Raw genomic sequence first — 21,009 nt, 5'->3', positions numbered from 1 at the left:
GTTGTCCCGCTTCAGGACAGGCCGGGAGAATCGAGGATATCGCGGTAGAGATCGAGCATGTCCCGCGCCATGATACTAGCGGAAAACCGGCTGCGGAAATCATCCGCCCGCGGCATGACCCGCGCCTGCCATCCGGGATCGCCAAGTGAAGCGGCCATGATGCGTGAAAGATCGGCAGCGTCGCCGGGAATTGCAAGGGCTTCACTATCCGTACCCAGCACTTCGGGAATGCCGCCGACGCGCGAGGCGATCACCGCGCGCCCGGCGGCCAGCGCTTCCAGCACGGTATAGGGCATGGCCTCGGCCCGCGAGGGCACGACGACGCGCGGCGACAGCGCAAAACCCTGCCTGCTCGGCATGGCCGGCATCAGGGCGATGCGTTCCGAAAGGCCGAGATCGGCGATCATCCGTGCATAGCGGTCGCGATCCGGCCCGTCGCCGATGATTTTCGCACGCAGGGGATGTCCGACCAAAGCCTCTGTGCGGGCGAAGGCGTCGATGAAGACATCCGGCCCCTTCAGGTCGCGCAACATGCCGATATAGAGATAGTCCGCCGCATCCGGCGCCAGCGGCACCGGTTCGAATTCGTCGTCGCCAATGCCGTTATAGATGCGCCGCGTCAGCCGGATGGGTTTTCCGACCTTGCGTTCATAGGTCCACCGCTCGTCATCGCAGACGAAGACGAGCGCATCGCCGAAACGTTCCTGCAGCCGTTCGAGCCGCAGCACGGCTTGGCCGGTCAGCGAGCGCGGCTCGAAATGCATGCTGCCGCCATGCGGCGAGTAGAGGCGGGCTACGCAATACTTGTTCACCCGCAGGGCTGAGCCGATGATGCGGGCCAGAACGCCACCCTTGGCGCCATGACCGTGCAGGACATCAGGCTGCAATGCCTTGATCTGTTTGTAGCTCGTCCACAGCGCCCCAAGATCCGTCGGAGAGACGGATCGCCGGATCGGAAGGCGGATGAGGCCGAGGGCGAGATGCGGTCTTATCTGCTCGAACAGCCGCTCCTCATGCTCCCCGCCCGTCGAACTGTCGCAGAGAATGCCGACCTGATGACCGGCGCCCGCATGCTGTTCGGCGAGATCGCGCACATGCCTGAAAATGCCGCCGACCGGCGAGCGAAAGCAGTGGATGATGCGCAGTGGGCGTTGGGGAGGAGGCATGGACCGTCAGAAGAACCGCTCTCTGACATAGATGGTGTCGCCAGCCATGACGGGATCGGAAATCGATACCCGGCCGGTCAGAATCTCCCCGTTGATGCGCCGCGTGATATCGGCATTGCCCTGATAGGCGCGCGGGCTGTAGCCGCCGGCGACCGCGATGGCGTTCTGCACCGTCATGCCCGGCACATAGGAATATTGTCCGGCCTGCCCGACTTCGCCCATGACGAAGACCGAGCGATAGCGATCGACCTCGACGCTGACATCGGGATCGCGCAGGTAGCCGCCGCGCAATTTTTGCGCGATCAGGGCTTCGAGCTGCTGCAGCGTGCGGCCGCGCGCAGGCACCTGGCCGATCAGCGGAAAGGCGATGTAGCCGGCCTGATCGACCGTATAGGAATTCGTCAGTCCCTCCTGCTCGAAGACGGTGATGCGCAGGCGGTCGCCGGCATCGAGCGTATAGGGCTGGATGGTCGCCTCGTGGAAGGCCTTGGGCGCCGGCTTGTAGGTCGAGCAGCCGGGCAGGATCGCCGTCGCCGCGGCAAAGGCCAACGCCAGGACATGTCTTGATGTCGCCAAGGACATTCGTTTGGTGCTCCAAACCGTGTGTTCGTTGCCTCCGTTATCGATCCATTAAGGTTAATGTCCGGTAAATGATGACGAAATTTTCAGGCTTGAAAGTGCGTGTAATGCGCGGTTTCCGTCTTAACGGTTGAGTTACCATGTCCGTTTACGATCCCGGCATCTCATAGTTTGGAGTACGCCATGTCGGGCGCAAATCATCAGCAGGATGTCGATATCGATCTCGGCCAGCTTTTCCGGGCGATCTGGAAAAGGAAGGGCAGGGTTCTCGCCATCACCGTCGCCGCCGCAATCCTGGCCTATGGCGGCGCGCGGCTGATTTCGCCGACCTATCGCAGCGAAAGCCGCATCCTCATCGAACAGCGCACGCCGACCTATAACAGCGGCAAGGGCGACCAGGGCGCGCCCGGCGAAAGCCAGCCGCTGCTCGACGACCTCAACATTGCCAGCCAGGTGCAGGTGCTGCAATCCGTCGACCTGATCAAGCAGGTGGCCCGCGACCTGAAGCTCTACGAGCGCGAGGAATTCGACCCGACCGTCAAGCCGTCCGCTATCTCCGACGTCATGGTGCTGCTCGGCCTCAAGAGCAATCCGCTGGATCTCGCTCCCGAGGAGCGGGTCATCAAGGAATTCACCGACCGGCTGACCGTCTACCAGGCGGAGAAGTCGCGCGTCATCGGCATCCAGTTCTCGTCGAAGGATCCGAAGCTCGCCGCCGCCGTGCCGAACGAAATGGTGCGCGTTTATCTATCGTTGCAGAGCGGTGCCAAGCTCGACACCAATTCCGAGGCCGCCCGCTGGCTGGAGCCGGAAATCGCCAACCTGCGCGAAAAGGTGCGCGAGGCGGAAAAGAAGGTCGCCGATTACCGCGCCTCGGCCGATCTGCTTCAGACCGGCGATGCGGCCACCGGCGGCACCTTCGTCAGCCGCCAGCTCGCCGATATCTCCACCGAGCTGACCCGCGTACGCGGCGAGAAGGCGACGGCGGAGGCACGCGCTGAAAACGTTCGCGCCGCCTTGCAGGACGGCCGTTCGCTCGACACGCTGACCGATGTCGCCGGCGCGCAAATCATCCAGCGCCTCAAGGAAACGCAGTCGCAGCTTCAGGCGCAGATTTCCGACCTCTCGACTTCGCTGCTCGACGGCCATCCGCGCATCAAGGGCCTGCGCGCACAGCTGGCGGATGTGCGCGCCCAGATCGAGCGCGAGGGCCAGAAGGTCATTTCCGGCTTCACCAACGATGCCAAGGTCGCGCAGATGCGTGAGCGCCAGCTTCTCGGCCAGCTCAATGCCCTGAAGGCCGATTCGGCCCGTGCCGGCAACGATACGGTGGAGCTGAACGCCTTGGAGCGCGAAGCGGCCGCCCAGCGGCAATTGCTCGAAACCTATCTCGCCCGCTACCGCGAGGCCTCCTCGCGCATCGACAAGAATGCGACGCCGGCCGATGCCCGCATCATCTCTCGCGCCGTCGATCCGCAGGAGCCCTATTTCCCGAAGGTGCTGCCGATCGTCATCGTCGCAGCGCTCGCTGGTTTCGTGCTCTCCTCCGTTGTCATCATGCTGATGGAACTGTTCAGCGGTCGCGCCCTGAAGCCGGTCGGCCCGGCTGTGCCGGCGGTTGTCGCAGCACCCATCGTCGCGAAGCGCCCTGACGAGGAGGTGAAGGATGCGCCCGTCAGCCTTCTTGCCGACCAGCCGGAGGAACTTCCGGCGGCTGTCGCCCAACCGGTGGATGCGCAGCCGGAAGAGGACGAGTTTTCCGTCGCCTCGGTCGCCGCCCTCTTGGCGGCGCGCCCAGGCAAGATCGTCATCAGCCTGTCGCCGGATGGCGACGCCGGCTCGGCGATGACGGTGGCGCTCGCCCGGCAGCTCGGTGAAAACGGCCTGCACACCGTGCTGCTCGATCTCACCGGCTCCGGTTGCCCGAGCCGCTTGATGGCATCAGGCCCGAAACTGCCGGGCATCACCGACCTGCTGCAAGGCAAGGCCGCCTTCGCCCAGACCATCCATTCCGACCGGGATTCGACGGCGCATGTCATCCCGCAGGGCAATGCCGATTTCATCGGCGCCATGCGCGCTTCAGAACGCCTTTCGATGATCGTCGATGCCCTGGCCGAGGTTTACGATCGTGTCGTCGTCGAATGCGGACCGGCGCCCGCCCATGCCATCGAGCGGGTATCGCGCAATCGCGAGGCGCATATCGTCCTGTCGATGCCGAAGCCGGAGGAGCGCAAGCTGGCCAAGGCGCTTGGCGAACTCTCCAAGGCCGGTTACGCGAATCCGATCCTGCTCTCGGACCCCGATCATCCTTCGCTCGCGGCGTCGCGCGCCGCCTGATCCTTATCGCCACCGTTTGAAACACGAGCGCGCAAGCGCTGGACGAGACCGTAGAACTGGGCATTGCCCTTGATCGCCGCCTTGGTGCGCGTCACCCCGCGCTGCGCGAGGGCGGCGAGGCGGCCGAGCGCGGTGACCGGCAGCAGCACGTCGTAATGCACGGTTTCCTGCGTACACCAGCAGCGCTTGTAGGCCTGGTCGCCGATGCCGAAATCGAACAGTTCGGCCCCCTCGGCGCAGGCGCGCTCGATCATGTGCCAGAACAGCAGTTCGCCGGGGCTGGCATCCGCCATCACCGATTCGTCGATCGAGCCGAACTGGCAGATCACATGTCGTCCCTTGCGCGACAGTCCGGCGATCGCCGCGATATGTCCCTCATGCTCGCCCTTCAGCCGCAGGGCATGCAGTTCGAGCGGCACATTTTGTCCATCGCTGCCCGAATCGAGCAGCCTGTGGAAAAAGCTCTGGGTCTCCGACGCATGAAAGACATTCGGCAGGCCGAGCGCCTTGAAGCGAATTGCCTTCTGCTCGAAGAATTTTTCCATGAGCGCGTGTTTTTCGGCCGTCTCGCGGGCGATGACATGCTGATAGCCGCCGGTCGCCTCCAGCCGCCGCGTCTGCTGGCGGAATTTCTTGCGCCTCCGCTTTGCGTTGAGCTGCTGCAGCGTCTCCTCGAAGCTGGGCGACAAGGGAAGCTGGAAGGCATGGTTCTGGTTTTCGACCGCGGGCAGGGCGGCGAGCGCGGTGTCCGCGCCACGCCACTGCGCGGGAATGTTGCGCAGCGCGATGAGATCGGCACGGTCCCTGAGCGCTTCGGCGATGCGCCTCGCGAGCGCCTGCGCATCGTGCGGGGTCAGGCTGTCGCGGAAGGCGGGAGCAAACAGTCCTGTGTTGAGATTACTGAACCGCCCGGCGATGAACTGCGCCACGCGCGCCATATTGTGGCGGACGATTTCCAGCGGCAGGATGAAGACCGTCTGCCCGCCCTGCCGGCCGCGCAGGATGGCGAGCGGCACATCATGGGTTTTCACCCAGGCGCGGCACCACGCGTAACCTTGATGCAGAGAGTTCAATTCCTCGCGCTCCAACGCCGCCCAGTCGGCCTTGAGCGGCTCCATGCCGTCAAAGACCTCGATGACCAGATCGGCCTGCGCCGCTGGCGAAAACAGCGAAGAAACGGGTTCGGCCTGCACGGTGACATTCCCTGACGTGACGAGCGGGGTTCGGCCGGCAGTTTAGGATGTAGCCACGCAGATTGGGTTACACGCGCCGTGGCGGGGCCAAAATTCCGTCTGCTTGGGTTAGCGGCCGGTTAAGATTTCTTTTTCGGCCCGGCCATCCACTTGATCAGCACCATCGCCGGCAGGATCCACAACAGGCCGGTAAAGGTGAAGTAGAGCAGGTGCACCCACCAGGGCGACGCGCCGAGCGTCAGCGTCGCGATGGTGGTCGCCAGGAAGGCGTAGACCAGAACGATGATGATCAGCAGAACAGTGCCGATGAAGCTGCGCAGGCGAGCGGGCATGGTCGATCCCTTGTCTCTTTGGGGGCAGGGCAGGCAGCCCTTTTCAGGCCGCGACCGCATGCCGCAAACGTTTGGGCCTTGTTTTGCATGGGCGGGTGAGGCAAATCAACCGCCAGAAACGAGGAAGATCATGGCAGCGTATCAGACCTTGCGGGAAAGCCCCGTTCTCGACGCCCGAACCCGGCAGGATCGCGACCGGCTCGCCGTTCGTATCTGGCTGGGCGTGGTGCTCGTCGTTCTCTTCTGTCTCGTCATCGTCGGCGGCGCCACGCGGTTGACCGATTCCGGCCTGTCGATCACCGAGTGGAAGCCGATCCACGGCGTCATCCCGCCGCTGACGGCCACGGAATGGGAGGAGGAATTCCAGCTCTACCAGCGTATTCCGCAATACGAGCAACTCAACAAGGGCATGACCGTCGACGAATTCAAGACGATCTTCTGGTGGGAGTGGTCGCACCGGCTGCTGGCGCGCAGCGTCGGCGTCATCTTCGGCCTGCCGCTGCTGTTCTTCTGGGTGACCGGCCGCATCGAGCGCCGCCTGCGTTGGCCGCTGCTCGGCATTCTGGCGCTCGGCGGTTTCCAGGGTTTCATCGGCTGGTGGATGGTGTCCTCAGGCCTCGCCGTGCGCACCGATGTCAGCCAGTATCGGCTGGCGGCGCACCTGATCACCGCCTGTCTGATCTTTGCGAGTTGCATGTGGATCCTGCGCGGCCTGTCGCCGCATTCCCATGACCGGGCGCCGACTGACCGCTCGAAGAAAATGGCCATCATCATCGCCTGCTTCGCGCTGTTCCAGATTTATCTGGGCGCGCTGGTCGCCGGCCTCGATGCCGGCTTTGCCTACAACACCTGGCCGCTGATGGATGGTTCGTGGATTCCCGGCGACCTGTTGATCCAGAAGCCTGTGATCGTCAACTTCTTCGAAAACCCGAAGACGGTGCAATATATCCACCGCCTCGGCGCCTATGTGCTGTTTGCGCTGGTGCTGATGCATATGATCGCCTCGCTGCGCGCCGCACCGAACACCACCCATGCCCGCCGTTCGGTCGTGCTCTTTGCGCTGGTCACCTTGCAGGCCGCCATCGGCATCACCACGCTGGTGCTGCAGGTGCCGCTGCACTGGGCGCTGCTGCATCAGGGCGGCGCGCTGGTCGTGCTCGGCTTCGCCGTCGCCCATTGGCGCGGCTTCGTCGGGGAATATCCGCGCGGGTAAGGAACGGGGGGCGCGGGCATCACGCCTGCGCCAGCACCGCCTTGACGGCGGTTACGACGGCTAGTTCATTGTCTCGCTCCTGCGGATTGCCATCCTCCTCATGCCATGCGGTCGACAGGCAGCCATAGGCGAAGGCGTAGCGGAGGATGGTCCTGACGTCACGCTTCAACGCTTCGGAAAAGACGGCGGCCATGGCAGCGATGCGTTCTTCGCTGCGGGTCAGGTCGAAGCGATCCAACGGATTGGAAAACATGTTGGCGACATCCAGCGCCGCATCGCCGATCAGCCCGATGGGGTCGATGATCAGCCAGCCGCGTGGGCCATGCATGATGTTTTCGTGATGCAGATCTCCATGCAGCGGCTTGATGTCACGCTGGTCGGCAATCAGCCTGCCCGCCAGTTCCGCAGCCTCGGTGAACGGGCTTTCGATACCATCGCGGCGATCCTGCCCCGCCTTGGCGAATAGACTGGCGAAATAGCGGTCTAGGGGCTGCAGGCTGGCCGGCGAATCGGTGTCCGAGGCGCTGTGATAGGCAAGCAACACCTCGGCGGCGATGCCGGTGGCATCCGCATCGCCATGGGTTTTCAGCCGGTCGCGGAGCGTCACCGCGCCGGCGTGTTCCATCAGCAGCATGGTTTCGGATCGCGCGATCAGCCGCACGCAACCGATGCCGTCGCGCCACGCCATGAAATCGGCGCCGCGCAGACTGTCGATCAGCGCTTTCGGTTTGAGAAGCTTGACGACAGCGGGCTCGCTGCCGGCCCGGATTACCTCGAAAACTGTGCCGGCGGGGGTATCGGCAATCTCCACGGCGCTTTCGATGCGCCATCCGGCCGGGAATGAGACCTTCATCAAGCCGACAGCATCAGATCCATGTTCTGCACCGCCGCCCCCGAAGCGCCCTTGCCGAGATTGTCGAGCAGGGCGACAAGGTTGACCTGCGCGCCGCCCGGCGTGCCGAAGACGAAAAGCTTCATCGTGTCCTGGCCCGCCAGTTCCGTGGCGTCGATGCGCGGCAGGGCAGCGCTTTCGGCCAATGGCACGACGGTGACGATGTCCTGGCCGGCATAATGCGCCGTCAGCGCCGCATGGATCGATTCGAGCGAGGCGTCGCCGGAGAGGTCTTCGAGGAACAGCGGCACCTGCACGATCATGCCTTGGGCGAAATTGCCGACCGAGGGCGAGAAGATCGGCGCGCGGCTGAGCAGGCCATGCGTCGTCATCTCGAGCACATGCTTGTGCTTGAGCGTCAGACCGTAGAGGAAATGCGGGGCGGTGATCGCTTCCGGGTGGTTGGGGTCTTCCATCTGCGCGATCATCTGCTTGCCGCCGCCGGTATAGCCGGAGACCGCATTGACGCTGACCGGATAAGTGTCCGGCAGGATGCCGGCGGCGCGCAGCGGCCGCAGGAGGCCGATGGCGCCGGTCGGGTAGCAGCCGGGATTGGCGACATGCCGCGCGCCGCGAATTTTGTCCGCCTGCGCCTTGTCCATTTCGGCAAAGCCGTAGACCCAGTCCGGCGCGACGCGGAAGGCGGTGGAGGTGTCGATCACTCGCACCTTGTTGTTGCCGGAGAGCATCTCGACGGCCTGTTTCGACGCATCGTCGGGCAGGCAGAGGATGGCGATATCGGCGCCGTTGAGCAGGTCCTCGCGCATGGCGGCGTTGCGCCGTTCGGCTTCCGGAATGGACAGAAGCTCGACGTCGCGGCGGCCGGCCATGCGGGTGCGGATTTGCAGGCCGGTGGTTCCGTGTTCGCCGTCGATGAAGATCCTGGGGGCCATGTCGTTCTGCCTTTTCAATGCCTTGGGATGGTTGTCCGACTCAGTTTAGCATGAAGATGATTCAGTTTCTCAACGGCGTTTCGCGAGCGCCTCGGCGCGCAGGCCGAGCATGTACATCGCAACCGTCGCGCCGGCGATGGCGGTGATGTCGGCATGGTCGTAGGCCGGGGCCACTTCGACCACATCGGCGCCACGAATATCGAGCGCCTGCAGCCGCTGCAATACAGAGAGAATTTTCGAGCTCGACGGCCCGCCGGCGACCGGCGTGCCGGTGCCGGGCGCAAAGGCCGGGTCCAGGCAATCGATGTCGAAGGTGAGATAGGCGGGCGCGCCCTGTGTATGCGTAAGAATCGTCTCGGCAATCGCCGCCGCCGACATGTCCTCGACCTCATGGCCATAGACGATGCGCACGCCGCAATCGTCCGGCGCATGGGTGCGGATGCCGACCTGAATCGATTTCGCAGGGTCGATGATGCCGTCGCGCACGGCGCGGCCGACGAAGGAGCCATGGTCGATGCGCTTGCCGTCGTCGAACCAGGTGTCCTGATGGGCGTCGAACTGCACCATGGCCAGCGGCCCGTGCTTGGCGGCATGGGCTTTCAGGAGCGGCCAGGTGATGAAATGGTCGCCGCCAAGCGTCAGCAGGAAATCGGTCGCCGACAGCAGCTTGGTGGCTTCCTTCTCGATGGCCGAAGGCGTCTTCCAGTGATTGCCGTAATCGAGCAGGCAATCGCCGTAATCGACCACCGCCATCTCGGCGAAGAGATCGCGGCCGAAGGGATATTGCGGATCGTTGTCGAAGATGGCGGAGGCGCGGCGGATGGCCTGCGGTCCGAAACGGGCGCCGGGGCGATTGGAGGTGGCGGCATCGAAGGGAATGCCCCAGACGACCGCATCCGTGCCCTTCACCTGCTTGGTGTATTTGCGGCGCATGAAGGACAGCGTGCCGGCATAGGTCGGGTCGGTCGCCGCCGAGGTCAGGGTTTTCGCGGTGAATGCATGGTCGATCGTCTTGGCCATTTTGCTTCTCGTTGTGCTCCGCAAGGGGTCGGGCACTGTGTTATGCGAGCGCCGGACGGCTTTCAAGACACGGGCGCAAAAGAAAAAGGCGGAGCCGAAGCCCCGCCTTTTCCATGAACCAAATCGGAAGACGCGATCAGCGCTTCGAGAACTGGAACGAACGACGGGCCTTGGCCTTGCCGTACTTCTTGCGTTCGACGACGCGGCTATCGCGGGTCAGGAAGCCGCCCTTCTTCAGGACCGAGCGCAGGCCCGGTTCGAAGTAGGTCAGCGCCTTGGAGATGCCGTGACGAACGGCACCGGCCTGACCGGAAAGACCGCCACCGGCAACGGTGGCGACGATGTCGAACTGGCCGTCACGGGCAGCGGCGACGACCGGCTGGCGCAGGATCATCTGCAGAACCGGACGGGCGAAGTAGTGACCGAATTCCTTGCCGTTGATCGTGATCTTGCCGGAGCCCGGCTTGACCCAGACGCGGGCAACGGCGTTCTTGCGCTTGCCGGTTGCGTAGGAACGGCCCTGGGCGTCGACCTTGCGGACATGCGTCGGGGCAGCGTCCTGAGCCGGAGCGAGGTCCTTCAGGGAAGAAAGATCGGCCATGATCAGGCGCTCCTTACATTCTTGCTGTTCAGCTTGGCGACGTCGAGGACGGTCGGCTGCTGCGCTTCATGGGGATGGTTCGAGCCGGCGTAGACGCGCAGGTTCTTCATCTGGCGACGGCCCAGCGGACCACGCGGGATCATGCGCTCGACGGCCTTCTCGAGGACGCGCTCCGGGAAGCGGCCTTCGATGATCTGGCGAGCCGTGCGCTCCTTGATGCCACCCGGATAGCCGGTGTGCCAGTAGTAGGTCTTGTCGCTGTACTTTTTGCCGGTGAGGGCGACCTTCTCCGCGTTGATGACGATGACGTTGTCGCCGTCGTCGACGTGGGGGGTGTAGGTTGCCTTATGCTTGCCGCGCAGGCGCATGGCGATGAGGGAGGCGAGACGGCCAACGACGAGCCCTTCGGCGTCGATGATGACCCACTTCTTCTCCACCTCTGCGGGCTTCTGAACGAAAGTTGCCATTTTCGGTTACTCTCTTGTTGGACCCCGGCGCTGGTGGCGCGGAGCGTTTCTTGTTGCTTGATTTTTTGGATGGAAGAACCGGTCCAAAGCGCATGCCGCGTGGCCACGAAGGCCGATGTTTCATGCTGGCGTGGCTTATACGGGAGCGGTCGGATGCGGTCAAGGTGACGGCTTTTCATCGCCGTAAAAAGAAACCTTTGAAATCAAAGGCTTAATAATGTGGTATCATATTACCACATCCTGATGCTCGCATTCGGTGGCGTCAGGGATCGAAAAACATCAGGAAAAGGCGTTTTCGGCGGCAGGCCGGCTTGCCGGGTTTTCCCATGGGTTTAAATTCTCCTGCACGGATCAGCAGGAGGATGCCATGGCGGAAGTTGTCTCATTCAGGAAAGACGGCGTGGAAGATGCGCCGGCGCTGGTGACCGCCGATCGCACCGAGGGCATCCTGCGGCTGACCCTGACCAATCCGCCGGCCAATGCGCTGTCAATCGCCATGATGGATGCGCTCGCGGCGGAACTCGACAAAGCGAGAAAAGACCGCGCGGTCAAGGTGGTGGTCATCGCCGCCGCCGGAAAGGTGTTTTCCGCCGGCCACGATCTCAAGGAACTGACGGCGCACCGCCAGGACGAGGATCGCGGCCGCGCCTTCTTCGAAAAGACCATGCGCCAATGCGCCGACCTGATGCTGCAGATCATGAAGCTGCCGCAGCCGGTGATCGCGGAGATCGATGGGCTGGCGACGGCGGCGGGCTGCCAGCTCGTCGCCTCCTGTGATCTGGCGATCTGCACCGATACCGCGACCTTCTGCACGCCGGGCGTCAATATCGGCCTGTTCTGCTCGACGCCGATGGTCGCCGTCTCGCGCGCCGCCCACCGCAAGCAGGCGATGGAAATGCTGCTGACCGGTGAAACCATCGACGCCTCCACCGCCAAGGATTTCGGTCTCGTCAACCGCATCGTACCCAAGCAATATCTGGCGCAGGTGGTGAGCAAATATGCTTCCGTCATCGCCTCGAAATCGCCGCAGGCGCTGAAGATCGGCAAGGAGGCGTTTTATCGCCAACTCGATATGCCGGTGGAGGAAGCCTACGACTTCGCCTCCGCGACCATGGTCGAGAACATGCTGGCCCGCGATGCCGAGGAGGGCATCGGCGCTTTCCTAGGCAAGCGCCATCCGCAATGGGAAGAATGATCAGGCGAGCCGGAGTACCAGCACGCCGAGGGCGATGATCGCGCCGCCGGCGTAGCGCCAGAGGCTCGCCTTCTCCTTCAGGAAGACCACGGAGATGACGATGGCGAAGAGGATCGCGGTTTCGCGCAGCGCCGCGACGGTGGCGACCGGCGCTTTCGTCATGGCCCAGAGCGCCAGCCCGTAGGAGGTGGTCGAGCCTGCACCGCCGAGCAGGCCGCGCGGCCAGTGGCGGCGGACATAGGAGGCCACTTGCGCCTTGCCGCGCTTATAGATCGCGAAGGCGAACAGCAGCACCGGCGGCGGCAGCGACATCCACAGCGTATAGGAAATGGCATTGCCCGAGAGCCGCGCCCCGACCCCGTCGACGAAGGTATAAGCAGCGATGACCCCGGCATTGGCGAGCGCCGCGAGAACGGCGTTGCGGTTTCCATGCCGCGCCTCGAAGGCCAGCGTCATGATGCCGGCCGAGATGGTGGTGACGCCGAGCATCGCCGTGCGGCTCAGATGCTCGCCGAGGACGAAGCCGCTGGTCATGGCGACGATCAAGGGCGCCACACCGCGCATCAACGGATAGACCAGCCCGATATCGCCGATGCGATAGGCAATGGCGACGAGCTGGAAATAGGCGAATTGCAGAACGGTCGAGGCCAGTAGATAGGGCAGCGACTCGACATGCGGAAACGGCACGAAGGGCAGGAAGGGTATGCAGCACAACCCGCCGCCGGCCGAGATCATCGCCGCGCCGATCAGCTTGTCGTCGCCGGCCTTGACGATGGCATTCCAGGTGGCGTGCAGCAGGGCGCCAAGCAGGACGAGGAGGATGATTTCGGGGGACACGGGAGATATTATCCGAAGGAAGCGGAAGACCGCCCAACTTCTGGGCCAGCGCGCAGGCGAAAACAAGATGCTTTGTGGCATCCGTCCGCAAAATCGGCAGTGTCATCCCTCGGGATCGGTCGACCTTTTTCCTTGCCCCTCGATCAGGGCCGCAGCCACCAGTCGTCGTCCGTGGCGGGCGCGCAGGCGAGGATCGGGCAACGAGCGGCGTCGGAGGTGGTTATGAAGCGTGTCTCGGCATATTCATGATTGCCGCATTCGGCGCTGCTGCGCACCGCCCGCTCGAAAAGCGTCATGCCGCGCACTTTCTGCGAGGGATAACGCAGGATGACCGCACCTTCGGCGCGTGCCGCGGCATTGGCGGCGGCGCAGGTCATCGACGGCGCATTGTACCGGGAGATGGCCTGGGCTTCACCGGCGCCAGCGAAGAGGAGAAGGCCGAGCATGGCAGCCTGAACTGATCGTTGCATGATTGCGTTCCTTTCTTGCGCCCCTGCGCCCGCCTGCTAACGTGTGGCGAGGAGAGGCGCTTGCTTGACGCATTGTGCGAGGAAAGGTTTCATGAGTCACGATCACTATGACGCGAGTTTCATTCGCGATATCCTGGGCACGGTGAAGACCATCGCTCTTCTTGGCGCCTCCCCGAAGCCGGAGCGGCCGAGCCATGGCGTCATGGGCTTCCTGCTGCGCAAGGGCTACCGCGTGATCCCGGTCAATCCCGGCCTGGCCGGCAAGCAGATTCACGGTCAGACGGTGGTGGCGACGCTCGCCGATATCGCCGAGCCCGTCGATATGATCGACGTCTTCCGCGCCCCCGAATATCTGGGGCAGGTGGTGGATGAGGCGCTGGCGCTCGACCCGTTGCCGAAGGTCATCTGGGGCCAACTCGGCGTGCGCGACGATCACGCGGCGGAACGGGCGGAAGCCGCCGGCATCCGCGTCGTCATGGACCGCTGCCCGGCAATCGAATATCCGCGCGTGATGGCGTGATGGTTGCTCCGGCAGGAGGGCCGTAAAGCAAGCAGATAGGGCGTTTTCGTGAGTCAGGGAAAAGCGGAAACTCTCGTCGGTTTGCCAAACTTCGCGGGTTAACATCGCCTTCGAAATGAGTATGATCCGCCCGACATTTCAAACGGGAGGGATCTTCATGCCCAAGGACAATCCGGGTTTCGACACGCTGGCCATTCATGCCGGAGCGCAGCCGGACCCAACGACCGGCGCGCGCGCAACGCCGATCTACCAGACGACATCCTTCGTCTTCAACGATGCCGATCATGCGGCCGCCCTGTTCGGTCTGCAGCAGTTCGGCAATATCTACACGCGCATCATGAACCCGACGCAAGCGGTTCTGGAAGAGCGTGTGGCGGCGCTCGAAGGCGGCACGGCGGCGCTTGCCGTCTCCTCCGGCCATGCCGCGCAGCTTCTCGTCTTCCACACCATCATGCAGCCGGGTGACAATTTCGTCGCCGCGCGTCGTCTTTACGGCGGCTCGATCAACCAGTTCGGCCATGCCTTCAAGAATTTCGGCTGGCAGGTGCGCTGGGCTGATCCGGCCGATCCGCAGAGCTTCGAAAGCCAGATCGACGACCGCACCCGTGGCATCTTCATCGAGAGCCTCGCCAATCCCGGCGGCACCTTCGTCGATATCGCCGCGATTGCCGCGGTCGCGCACAAGCATGGCCTGCCGCTGATCGTCGACAACACCATGGCGACGCCCTATCTGGTGCGTCCGCTGGAGCATGGCGCCGACATCGTCGTGCATTCGCTGACCAAGTTCATGGGCGGCCACGGCAATTCCATGGGCGGCGTCATCGTCGACGGCGGCACCTTCGACTGGTCGAAATCCGGCAATTATCCGATGCTGTCGCAGCCGCGCCCGGAATATGCCGGCATGGTGCTGCATTCCACCTTCGGCAATTTTGCCTTCGCCATCGCCTGCCGCGTGCTGGGCCTGCGTGATTTCGGCCCGGCGATCTCGCCGTTCAATGCCTTCATGCTGCTGACCGGCATCGAGACGCTGCCGCTTCGCATGCAGCGTCACTGCGACAATGCGCTGGCCGTAGCCAAGTGGCTGAAGGGCCATGACAAGGTGTCCTGGGTCAATTACGCCGGCCTTGAAAGCGATCCGAACCACGCCCTGCAGCAGCGTTATTCGCCGAAGGGCGCCGGCGCGGTCTTCACCTTCGGCCTCAAGGGCGGCTACGATTCGGGCAAGGCCTTCGTCGAAGGCCTCGAACTTTTCTCGCATCTCGCCAATATCGGCGACACGCGTTCTCTGGTCATCCATCCGGCCTCCACCACTCACCGCCAGTTGACCGAGGACCAGCAGGTCGCGGCCGGCGCCGGACCCGACGTCGTGCGGCTCTCGGTCGGTATCGAGGATGTCGCCGACATCATCGCCGATCTCGAACAGGCGCTGGCGAAAGCCTGACGCATTTTTCCACGGGCGGCCCAAGGGGTCGCCCGTTTTCCTTCGGAGCAGACCATGTCCACATTCCTGACCTTCGACACCGCCGGCATCGAGCCGGAGGCCGGCGAACCGGCGGCCGACCGGCTGATTTCCGGGAGCCCGAAATTCCGCACCTGGAACCTCGATGAGGCCGAAGGCGGCGTTTATGCCGGCATCTGGGAAGCGACCCCCGGCAAGTGGCGCGTTTCCTATGACGAGTGGGAATATTTCCACATCCTCGAGGGCCACTCCATCCTCACGGAAGAGGGCGGCGAGCCGATTCACCTAAGGGCAGGCGACCGGCTGGTCGTGAAGCCCGGCTTCAACGGAAGCTGGGAAGTCGTTGAAACGACTCGCAAGGATTATGTGATCCGGCTCTGAAGCATGACGCGCAAAACTGTGCAGCGTTTTGCGCGTCATACAAAAAACCAAAGATCACCAGCTCAGATCCAGCCGGTCCAATCCGTGGAAGTGATAGACGTCCTTCACGACCGGCTGTCCTGCAAGTTTCAGGCCCGGCAGGCGTTCGAACAGGATTGGCAGGGCGATGTTGAGCTCCAGCCGCGCCAGCGGCGCGCCGATGCAGAAATGGATGCCGGCGCCGAAGGACAGGTTCGGTCCCTCGTTGCGCTCCGGTTTGAATGCCAGAGGATCGGAGAATTTTTTCGGATCGAGATTGGCGGCGGCGAGAATGAGTCCCACCTTGTCACCCCGCTGGAACGGAATGCCGTCGACCTCGACACTTTCAAGCGCATAGCGCTCGAAGATATGCACGGGCGCGCCGATGCGCAGACATTCCTCCACCGTGCGCTCGGTCGCCGTCGCATCGCCGAACAATGTCTTTGGCGATAGTCCGCTGTCGAGGATGGTCTTTACCGAATTGCCGATCTGATGCACCGTCGCCTCGTGGCCGGCGTTGAGCAGCACGATGGCCGTGGAGATCAGTTCCTCCTCGGTGAGGTACTGGCCCTTGTGTTCGGTGTGGATCATGTGGCTGAGCAGGTCGTCGCGCGGGCTTGCGCGCCGTTCGGCGATCATGCCGCGCAGATAATAGGAAAATTCCTCCGCCGCCTGGTCCGCGGCATGTTCGTCGGCTTCCGTACGGGCGAACATATACATGCGCACATAGGCATGCGACCATTTCAGGAGTTGCGGGCCCATCTCCTCGGGAATGCCGATCATCCGCGCGATCATGGTGACCGGGATGACGTCGGCATAGCTGGACAACAGCTCGGTCTCGCCATCCCTTTCGAAACGGTCGATCAACTGGTGGGAGAGGGCGGCGATTTCCGGCTTCATCTTCTCGACATGGCGCGAGACGAAGGCGCGATTGACCATCGTGCGCAGCCGCGTGTGCTCCGGCGGCTCCAGTTCCAGCAGCGACCAGGCCTCGGCCGCGTCGAAATGCCGGGTATGCGGCAGCGGCGCCGGAATCCCCAGTTCCTCGCGCGTGGCGATATGCAGGATCTGCCGGCCGAATCGCCGGTCGCGCAACAGGGCGTTCACATGGTCGTAACCGGTGAAATACCACTGCCGCTGCTCTTTCCAATAGAAGGTCGGCGCCATGGCGTGCAGCGCCGCATAGACCTGGTTCGGGTCGCGGTAGAAGGCGGGGTCGCGCACATCGAGGGAAACGTGACGGGCGTCGTGATCGACGGTAAGGAGCGAGGATGCAGTCATGATGATCGGCTTATCCTGTTTCAGCCGCGCTTGAAAGTCCTGTCGGCGGGGCAATTCCCCGACATATGCAGGCTGCGCAGCTGCTGGACGCAGGCATCGATATCGGCAGGCCCTTCCTCATCGTCTTGAGGCTCGGCCTCCTCGCCGGCGACGACCATGCGGTTGCGGCCGGCATGTTTGGCGGCATAGAGCGCCTTGTCGGCCATAGACAGCATCAGGTCTGCGCTGGCGGTCTCGGCTGCCATCACCTTGACGCCGGCGCTGACGGTGGCGCCGATTGTGTAAGGCGCGGCGAAGATGCGCTTCAGCGCCAGTTCCTGGCGCGCGCCCTCGGCGAAAGCGCGGGCGACGGCTGTGTTTTCCACCGGCAGGATGGCGGCGAATTCCTCCCCGCCGAGGCGGGCGAACGCCCCTTGCGACGCCATGCGCCGCGCGACGATGCGCGAGAACACCATAAGCGTCTGGTCGCCGGCTGCATGGCCGTAGCGGTCGTTGATCTGCTTGAAGTGGTCGAGGTCGAACAGCACGATGCCGATCGATCGTCCCTCGCGCAGGGCTTGCGCGCGGATCGATTCGAATCGCTCGAAGAAGCCGCGCCGGTTGAGCACGCCGGTCAGCGAGTCGATCAGCGCCAGATCCTTCAGCCGTTTTTCCGATTCGTCCATCACCATCTTGCTGACGAACAGCACTTCCAGCACCAGGAAGGTTGCGGAGGTCGCCGCCGTCAGCGGCGTGCTGGCGATCTGCTGCAGCGTGTCGGCGGGAAAGATCGCCATCACCACCGCGCCGATGCAGGATGAAATCGCCTGCAGCAGAAAGATGACCGCCAGTTGGCGCCGCGTCGCAAGGCGCGCGAAGCCGGGCGACCAGAGGCAATGGGCGACGACCAGCGCGCCGATGCACGACCCGAAGTTGAAAGTCATCGCCCGGTAGCCCAGGTTTTCCCGCACGCCCGGAATGAACATGCAGCCGACCCAGAGCGTCGCCGGAAGCAGTCCCGCAGCCCGCAACGGCTTGCCGTCACGATGACAGAGGCCGGAGACGGCGAAGGCGTAAGCGCTCAAAGCCACGCCGTTTGCGATCTCGATCGAGAGGAAATTCGGGATATGGCCGCGCAGCGAAACGAGCGCGACGCCGGCGCCATGGGCAAAGAGCCCCAGGCTCCAGAACAGGTAGGAACGGACCGCACGCTTGTGGACCCAGGCGACCATCAGGATCGCGGCCAGCGTCAACGCCTCCGCCGACCAGAGAAGCAGGCCGGTCTTCACATCGATCAAGGCTTACCCCTTCTGGTTGAATATCCGGCGTTCAGCTAAGCAAGTACACCTTAAATTCCGGTTTCCACGACAGGCCGAAATTGTGGACGGGTGTTTCACACAGGGACAGATGCCAACAGGATCGGCACTTTCACACATCCTTCACCTTACGCGCGCGAAAAGCGGTGGGCGCGGGCGCCCATAACGTCGAATTAAGGGCCATCCTGTCACAAGAGGCCGATAGCAGGCATGGAGGACGGCCAGAGGCCCCGGGACGGCTGCGACGATAACGCCCATCGCGTCTTGAAGTCCGGGCCTGTGACACTCTATGTAAGGGTTGACACGAATTCAAAATGATTCCCTCAAGCCCACCGAGGCGGTCGGAATGAGCATGATGAAGGACAGAGATGACTAATCCAGTTGATACCGCCATGGCGTTGGTTCCGATGGTCGTTGAGCAGACCAATCGTGGCGAGCGGTCCTACGACATCTATTCGCGCCTGCTGAAGGAGCGTATCATTTTCCTCACCGGACCGGTGGAGGACCACATGGCGACGCTGGTCTGCGCCCAGCTCCTGTTCCTGGAAGCGGAAAATCCGAAGAAGGAAATCGCCCTCTACATCAATTCGCCGGGCGGTATCGTTACCGCCGGAATGGCGATCTACGACACGATGCAGTTCATCCGGCCTGCCGTCTCGACACTGTGCATCGGCCAGGCCGCGTCGATGGGCTCGCTGCTGCTCGCCGCCGGCCACAAGGACATGCGTTTCGCGACCCCGAACGCCCGCATCATGGTTCACCAGCCCTCCGGCGGCTTCCAGGGCCAGGCATCGGACATCGAGCGCCACGCCCGCGACATCCTCAAGATGAAGCGCCGCCTGAACGAAGTCTACGTCAAGCATACTGGCCGCACCCTCGAGGAAGTCGAGAAGACGCTGGACCGCGACCACTTCATGGACGCCGACGAGGCGCAGTCCTGGGGCGTGATCGACCGCGTCATGACCTCGCGCGTCGAGGTTGAAGGCGAAACGGCCTGATAATTGCAAGGCATGTCGTCTCTCCGCCACAGTTCTATCCCATTTGTGAACGATGGGTGGGTTTCCAAGGGCGGAGAGGGCTGTCAAAATAGCCATTAATGCTATGTTGAATTTTTATGACATAGCATCAGTCTCGGTGGGATTCGTGTTGTCGGGCCCTGGAACCGCTGGAAACGCGGACAAACTCCGGTAAAACGGCTTCCCTGTTGGCGTCGCCCAGTGGGCATGTTCCCGTGGGGCCCAAGCGAAAAGAGTGGACCGCTTATCCGCAGGCTGGCGGATCGGCGGCGTGCTGGAAGGAAAGTGATATGAGCAAAGTCAGCGGCAACAACGGGGGGGATTCCAAGAACACCCTCTATTGTTCTTTCTGCGGCAAGAGCCAGCACGAAGTCCGGAAGTTGATCGCCGGGCCGACCGTTTTCATCTGCGATGAATGCGTCGAATTGTGCATGGACATCATCCGCGAGGAAAACAAGTCCTCGATGGTCAAGTCCCGCGACGGCGTTCCGACGCCCCAGGACATCATCAAGGTTCTCGACGAATACGTCATCGGCCAGCAGCAGGCCAAGCGCATTCTCTCCGTGGCCGTGCATAACCATTACAAGCGCCTGGCGCACGCCTCCAAGGGCGGCGACGTCGAGCTGGCGAAGTCGAACATCATGCTGGTCGGCCCGACCGGCTGCGGCAAGACCTATCTTGCCCAGACGTTGGCCCGCATCATCGACGTTCCCTTCACCATGGCCGACGCCACGACGCTGACCGAAGCCGGCTATGTCGGCGAGGACGTGGAAAACATCATCCTCAAGCTGCTCCAGGCCGCCGACTACAATGTCGAGCGCGCCCAGCGCGGCATCGTCTATATCGATGAAGTGGACAAGATTTCCCGCAAGTCGGACAACCCGTCGATCACCCGCGACGTCTCGGGCGAGGGCGTGCAGCAGGCCCTGCTGAAGATCATGGAAGGCACCGTCGCTTCCGTTCCGCCGCAGGGTGGCCGCAAGCATCCGCAGCAGGAATTCCTGCAGGTGGATACGACGAACATCCTGTTCATCTGCGGCGGCGCCTTTGCCGGCCTCGACAAGATCATCTCGGCGCGCGGCGAGAAGACCTCCATCGGTTTCGCCGCCACCGTCAAGGCCCCCGATGATCGCCGCGTCGGCGAAGTCCTGCGCGAGCTGGAGCCGGAAGATCTGGTGAAGTTCGGCCTCATCCCCGAATTCATCGGCCGTCTGCCGGTGCTGGCGACGCTGGAAGACCTCGACGAGGATGCGCTGATCCAGATCCTGTCCGAGCCGAAGAACGCGCTGGTCAAGCAGTATCAGCGCCTGTTCGAGATGGAAGACGTCGAGCTGACCTTCCACGAGGATGCGCTACGCGAGATCGCCCGCCGCGCCATCGTGCGCAAGACCGGCGCGCGCGGCCTGCGCTCGATCATGGAAAAGATCCTGCTCGACACCATGTTCGAACTGCCGGAACTGGAAGGCGTGCGCGAAGTGGTCATCTCGGACGATGTGGTGCGCGGCAATGCCCGTCCACTCTACATCTATGCCGACCGCGAGGAAAAGGCCAACGCTTCCGCCTGACCGTCGCCGGATGGCGACGACCAAGCAGTGATGAAGGGCCCCAGCAGGGGCCCTTTTTGTTTTCACGGGGGTTTGCGGGGCTGAAGGAAAAGCTTCTGGTTCCCGGGCGATTGGCGTACCATCGTTGAATGCCTGATTCCGCGCCGCCAAAGGGCGCAAGCCACGCATCAGCTTGCACCGGTTAGTGTAGCATATACGTGGCTGTCACAATCGCGGTGGCGGCGGGGACCGAACCTTGAAAAATGGGGCGGGGGCCTCCACTTGTAGGCGGACAGAATT

General features: G+C 63.2%; 21 protein-coding genes. 8 read left to right on the top strand and 13 right to left on the bottom strand.

From position 1 onward, the window contains the following. Positions 1–11 precede the first annotated feature (11 nt). Together P7F60_RS12400 and P7F60_RS12395 are read right to left on the bottom strand one after the other, a co-directional pair. On the bottom strand, positions 12–1,166 hold the full coding sequence (locus tag P7F60_RS12400; protein WP_277918031.1) for a glycosyltransferase family 4 protein: 1,155 nt from the start codon (positions 1,164–1,166) through the stop codon (positions 12–14). 6 nt (positions 1,167–1,172) lie between these two features. Further along, on the bottom strand, positions 1,173–1,748 hold the full coding sequence (locus P7F60_RS12395; RefSeq protein WP_277918030.1) for a polysaccharide biosynthesis/export family protein: 576 nt from the start codon (positions 1,746–1,748) through the stop codon (positions 1,173–1,175). Between the two features lie 180 nt (positions 1,749–1,928). On the opposite strand from P7F60_RS12395, the gene P7F60_RS12390 reads away from it, so the two are divergent. Continuing rightward, on the top strand, positions 1,929–4,082 hold the full coding sequence (locus tag P7F60_RS12390) for a Wzz/FepE/Etk N-terminal domain-containing protein (protein WP_277918029.1): 2,154 nt from the start codon (positions 1,929–1,931) through the stop codon (positions 4,080–4,082). Here P7F60_RS12390 and P7F60_RS12385 read toward each other — a convergent pair. After that, complete coding sequence (locus P7F60_RS12385; protein ID WP_277918028.1) at positions 4,049–5,275, bottom strand: GNAT family N-acetyltransferase; 1,227 nt, start codon at positions 5,273–5,275, stop codon at positions 4,049–4,051. The genes P7F60_RS12390 and P7F60_RS12385 overlap by 34 nt on opposite strands. Before the next feature lie 119 nt (positions 5,276–5,394). Then, positions 5,395–5,607 (bottom strand): DUF2842 domain-containing protein, encoded by a 213-nt coding sequence (locus P7F60_RS12380; RefSeq protein WP_277918027.1) that lies wholly within the window; start codon positions 5,605–5,607, stop codon positions 5,395–5,397. 130 nt (positions 5,608–5,737) lie between these two features. Between P7F60_RS12380 and P7F60_RS12375 the strand changes: the two genes are divergently transcribed. Then, positions 5,738–6,820 (top strand): COX15/CtaA family protein, encoded by a 1,083-nt coding sequence (locus tag P7F60_RS12375; RefSeq protein ID WP_277918026.1) that lies wholly within the window; start codon positions 5,738–5,740, stop codon positions 6,818–6,820. 19 nt (positions 6,821–6,839) lie between these two features. Here the strand turns inward: P7F60_RS12375 and P7F60_RS12370 are convergent, their stop codons facing one another. The 5 genes from P7F60_RS12370 to rplM all read right to left on the bottom strand — a co-directional run bounded on the left by P7F60_RS12370 (position 6,840) and on the right by rplM (position 10,693). Beyond that, on the bottom strand, positions 6,840–7,673 hold the full coding sequence (locus P7F60_RS12370) for an aminoglycoside phosphotransferase family protein (RefSeq protein ID WP_277918025.1): 834 nt from the start codon (positions 7,671–7,673) through the stop codon (positions 6,840–6,842). Then, the gene (argC, locus tag P7F60_RS12365) at positions 7,673–8,605 is read right to left on the bottom strand and encodes an N-acetyl-gamma-glutamyl-phosphate reductase (protein ID WP_277918024.1); all 933 of its coding nucleotides are present in this window, start codon (positions 8,603–8,605) and stop codon (positions 7,673–7,675) included. The genes P7F60_RS12370 and argC overlap by 1 nt, the downstream gene beginning before the upstream one ends. 69 nt (positions 8,606–8,674) lie before the next feature. Further along, positions 8,675–9,625 (bottom strand): agmatinase, encoded by a 951-nt coding sequence (speB, locus tag P7F60_RS12360; RefSeq protein WP_277918023.1) that lies wholly within the window; start codon positions 9,623–9,625, stop codon positions 8,675–8,677. A 136-nt stretch (positions 9,626–9,761) separates the two neighbouring features. Continuing rightward, positions 9,762–10,226 (bottom strand): 30S ribosomal protein S9, encoded by a 465-nt coding sequence (rpsI, locus tag P7F60_RS12355; RefSeq protein ID WP_277918022.1) that lies wholly within the window; start codon positions 10,224–10,226, stop codon positions 9,762–9,764. A gap of 2 nt (positions 10,227–10,228) precedes the next feature. Then, entirely contained in the window at positions 10,229–10,693 is a 465-nt protein-coding gene (rplM, locus tag P7F60_RS12350) for a 50S ribosomal protein L13 (RefSeq protein WP_277918021.1), read from the bottom strand. Positions 10,694–11,060: 367 nt separating this feature from the next. Here rplM and P7F60_RS12345 point away from each other — a divergent pair, with 367 nt between their 5' ends. After that, on the top strand, positions 11,061–11,888 hold the full coding sequence (locus tag P7F60_RS12345; RefSeq protein ID WP_277918020.1) for an enoyl-CoA hydratase: 828 nt from the start codon (positions 11,061–11,063) through the stop codon (positions 11,886–11,888). On the opposite strand, the gene P7F60_RS12340 is transcribed toward P7F60_RS12345, so the two are convergent. After that, positions 11,889–12,725 (bottom strand): DMT family transporter, encoded by an 837-nt coding sequence (locus tag P7F60_RS12340; protein WP_277918019.1) that lies wholly within the window; start codon positions 12,723–12,725, stop codon positions 11,889–11,891. 143 nt (positions 12,726–12,868) lie between these two features. After that, positions 12,869–13,195, bottom strand: coding sequence for a hypothetical protein (locus P7F60_RS12335; RefSeq protein ID WP_277918018.1), 327 nt, complete (start codon positions 13,193–13,195; stop codon positions 12,869–12,871). A gap of 91 nt (positions 13,196–13,286) precedes the next feature. Here P7F60_RS12335 and P7F60_RS12330 point away from each other — a divergent pair, with 91 nt between their 5' ends. From P7F60_RS12330 to P7F60_RS12320, 3 genes are all read left to right on the top strand, one after another. Then, positions 13,287–13,715 (top strand): CoA-binding protein, encoded by a 429-nt coding sequence (locus P7F60_RS12330; protein WP_277918017.1) that lies wholly within the window; start codon positions 13,287–13,289, stop codon positions 13,713–13,715. A gap of 157 nt (positions 13,716–13,872) precedes the next feature. After that, complete coding sequence (locus tag P7F60_RS12325; RefSeq protein WP_277918016.1) at positions 13,873–15,156, top strand: O-acetylhomoserine aminocarboxypropyltransferase; 1,284 nt, start codon at positions 13,873–13,875, stop codon at positions 15,154–15,156. Positions 15,157–15,210: 54 nt separating this feature from the next. Next, positions 15,211–15,555 (top strand): cupin domain-containing protein, encoded by a 345-nt coding sequence (locus P7F60_RS12320; protein WP_277918015.1) that lies wholly within the window; start codon positions 15,211–15,213, stop codon positions 15,553–15,555. Between the two features lie 54 nt (positions 15,556–15,609). Here P7F60_RS12320 and P7F60_RS12315 read toward each other — a convergent pair whose 3' ends face one another. Together P7F60_RS12315 and P7F60_RS12310 are read right to left on the bottom strand one after the other, a co-directional pair. Continuing rightward, positions 15,610–16,854 (bottom strand): cytochrome P450, encoded by a 1,245-nt coding sequence (locus tag P7F60_RS12315; protein WP_277918014.1) that lies wholly within the window; start codon positions 16,852–16,854, stop codon positions 15,610–15,612. Between the two features lie 20 nt (positions 16,855–16,874). Continuing rightward, positions 16,875–18,122 (bottom strand): GGDEF domain-containing protein, encoded by a 1,248-nt coding sequence (locus tag P7F60_RS12310; RefSeq protein WP_277918180.1) that lies wholly within the window; start codon positions 18,120–18,122, stop codon positions 16,875–16,877. 395 nt (positions 18,123–18,517) lie between these two features. On the opposite strand from P7F60_RS12310, the gene clpP reads away from it, so the two are divergent. Further along, positions 18,518–19,147, top strand: a complete 630-nt coding sequence (clpP, locus tag P7F60_RS12305; protein ID WP_277918013.1) for an ATP-dependent Clp endopeptidase proteolytic subunit ClpP — start codon at positions 18,518–18,520, stop codon at positions 19,145–19,147. A gap of 308 nt (positions 19,148–19,455) precedes the next feature. Continuing rightward, on the top strand, positions 19,456–20,730 hold the full coding sequence (clpX, locus tag P7F60_RS12300; protein ID WP_277918012.1) for an ATP-dependent Clp protease ATP-binding subunit ClpX: 1,275 nt from the start codon (positions 19,456–19,458) through the stop codon (positions 20,728–20,730). Positions 20,731–21,009 lie beyond the last annotated feature (279 nt).

This window comes from Rhizobium sp. YJ-22 (assembly GCF_029601685.1).
Classification (GTDB): domain Bacteria; phylum Pseudomonadota; class Alphaproteobacteria; order Rhizobiales; family Rhizobiaceae; genus Metarhizobium.
Note: the sequence above shows the minus strand (reverse complement) of the source record. Positions and strands in the feature narration are given on the sequence as shown.

Bases quoted from the DNA above. Each gene is read 5' to 3' on its own strand.
- P7F60_RS12315 (WP_277918014.1), bottom strand. From the start codon at position 16,854: ATGACTGCATCCTCGCTCCTTACCGTCGATCACGACGCCCGTCACGTT.
- P7F60_RS12325 (WP_277918016.1), top strand. From the start codon at position 13,873: ATGCCCAAGGACAATCCGGGTTTCGACACGCTGGCCATTCATGCCGGA.
- P7F60_RS12395 (WP_277918030.1), bottom strand. From the start codon at position 1,748: ATGTCCTTGGCGACATCAAGACATGTCCTGGCGTTGGCCTTTGCCGCG.
- rplM (WP_277918021.1), bottom strand. From the start codon at position 10,693: ATGGCAACTTTCGTTCAGAAGCCCGCAGAGGTGGAGAAGAAGTGGGTC.
- P7F60_RS12345 (WP_277918020.1), top strand. From the start codon at position 11,061: ATGGCGGAAGTTGTCTCATTCAGGAAAGACGGCGTGGAAGATGCGCCG.
- P7F60_RS12335 (WP_277918018.1), bottom strand. From the start codon at position 13,195: ATGCAACGATCAGTTCAGGCTGCCATGCTCGGCCTTCTCCTCTTCGCT.
- P7F60_RS12370 (WP_277918025.1), bottom strand. From the start codon at position 7,673: ATGAAGGTCTCATTCCCGGCCGGATGGCGCATCGAAAGCGCCGTGGAG.
- clpP (WP_277918013.1), top strand. From the start codon at position 18,518: ATGACTAATCCAGTTGATACCGCCATGGCGTTGGTTCCGATGGTCGTT.
- P7F60_RS12375 (WP_277918026.1), top strand. From the start codon at position 5,738: ATGGCAGCGTATCAGACCTTGCGGGAAAGCCCCGTTCTCGACGCCCGA.
- speB (WP_277918023.1), bottom strand. From the start codon at position 9,625: ATGGCCAAGACGATCGACCATGCATTCACCGCGAAAACCCTGACCTCG.
- P7F60_RS12330 (WP_277918017.1), top strand. From the start codon at position 13,287: ATGAGTCACGATCACTATGACGCGAGTTTCATTCGCGATATCCTGGGC.
- P7F60_RS12380 (WP_277918027.1), bottom strand. From the start codon at position 5,607: ATGCCCGCTCGCCTGCGCAGCTTCATCGGCACTGTTCTGCTGATCATC.
- P7F60_RS12320 (WP_277918015.1), top strand. From the start codon at position 15,211: ATGTCCACATTCCTGACCTTCGACACCGCCGGCATCGAGCCGGAGGCC.
- rpsI (WP_277918022.1), bottom strand. From the start codon at position 10,226: ATGGCCGATCTTTCTTCCCTGAAGGACCTCGCTCCGGCTCAGGACGCT.
- clpX (WP_277918012.1), top strand. From the start codon at position 19,456: ATGAGCAAAGTCAGCGGCAACAACGGGGGGGATTCCAAGAACACCCTC.
- P7F60_RS12400 (WP_277918031.1), bottom strand. From the start codon at position 1,166: ATGCCTCCTCCCCAACGCCCACTGCGCATCATCCACTGCTTTCGCTCG.
- argC (WP_277918024.1), bottom strand. From the start codon at position 8,605: ATGGCCCCCAGGATCTTCATCGACGGCGAACACGGAACCACCGGCCTG.
- P7F60_RS12390 (WP_277918029.1), top strand. From the start codon at position 1,929: ATGTCGGGCGCAAATCATCAGCAGGATGTCGATATCGATCTCGGCCAG.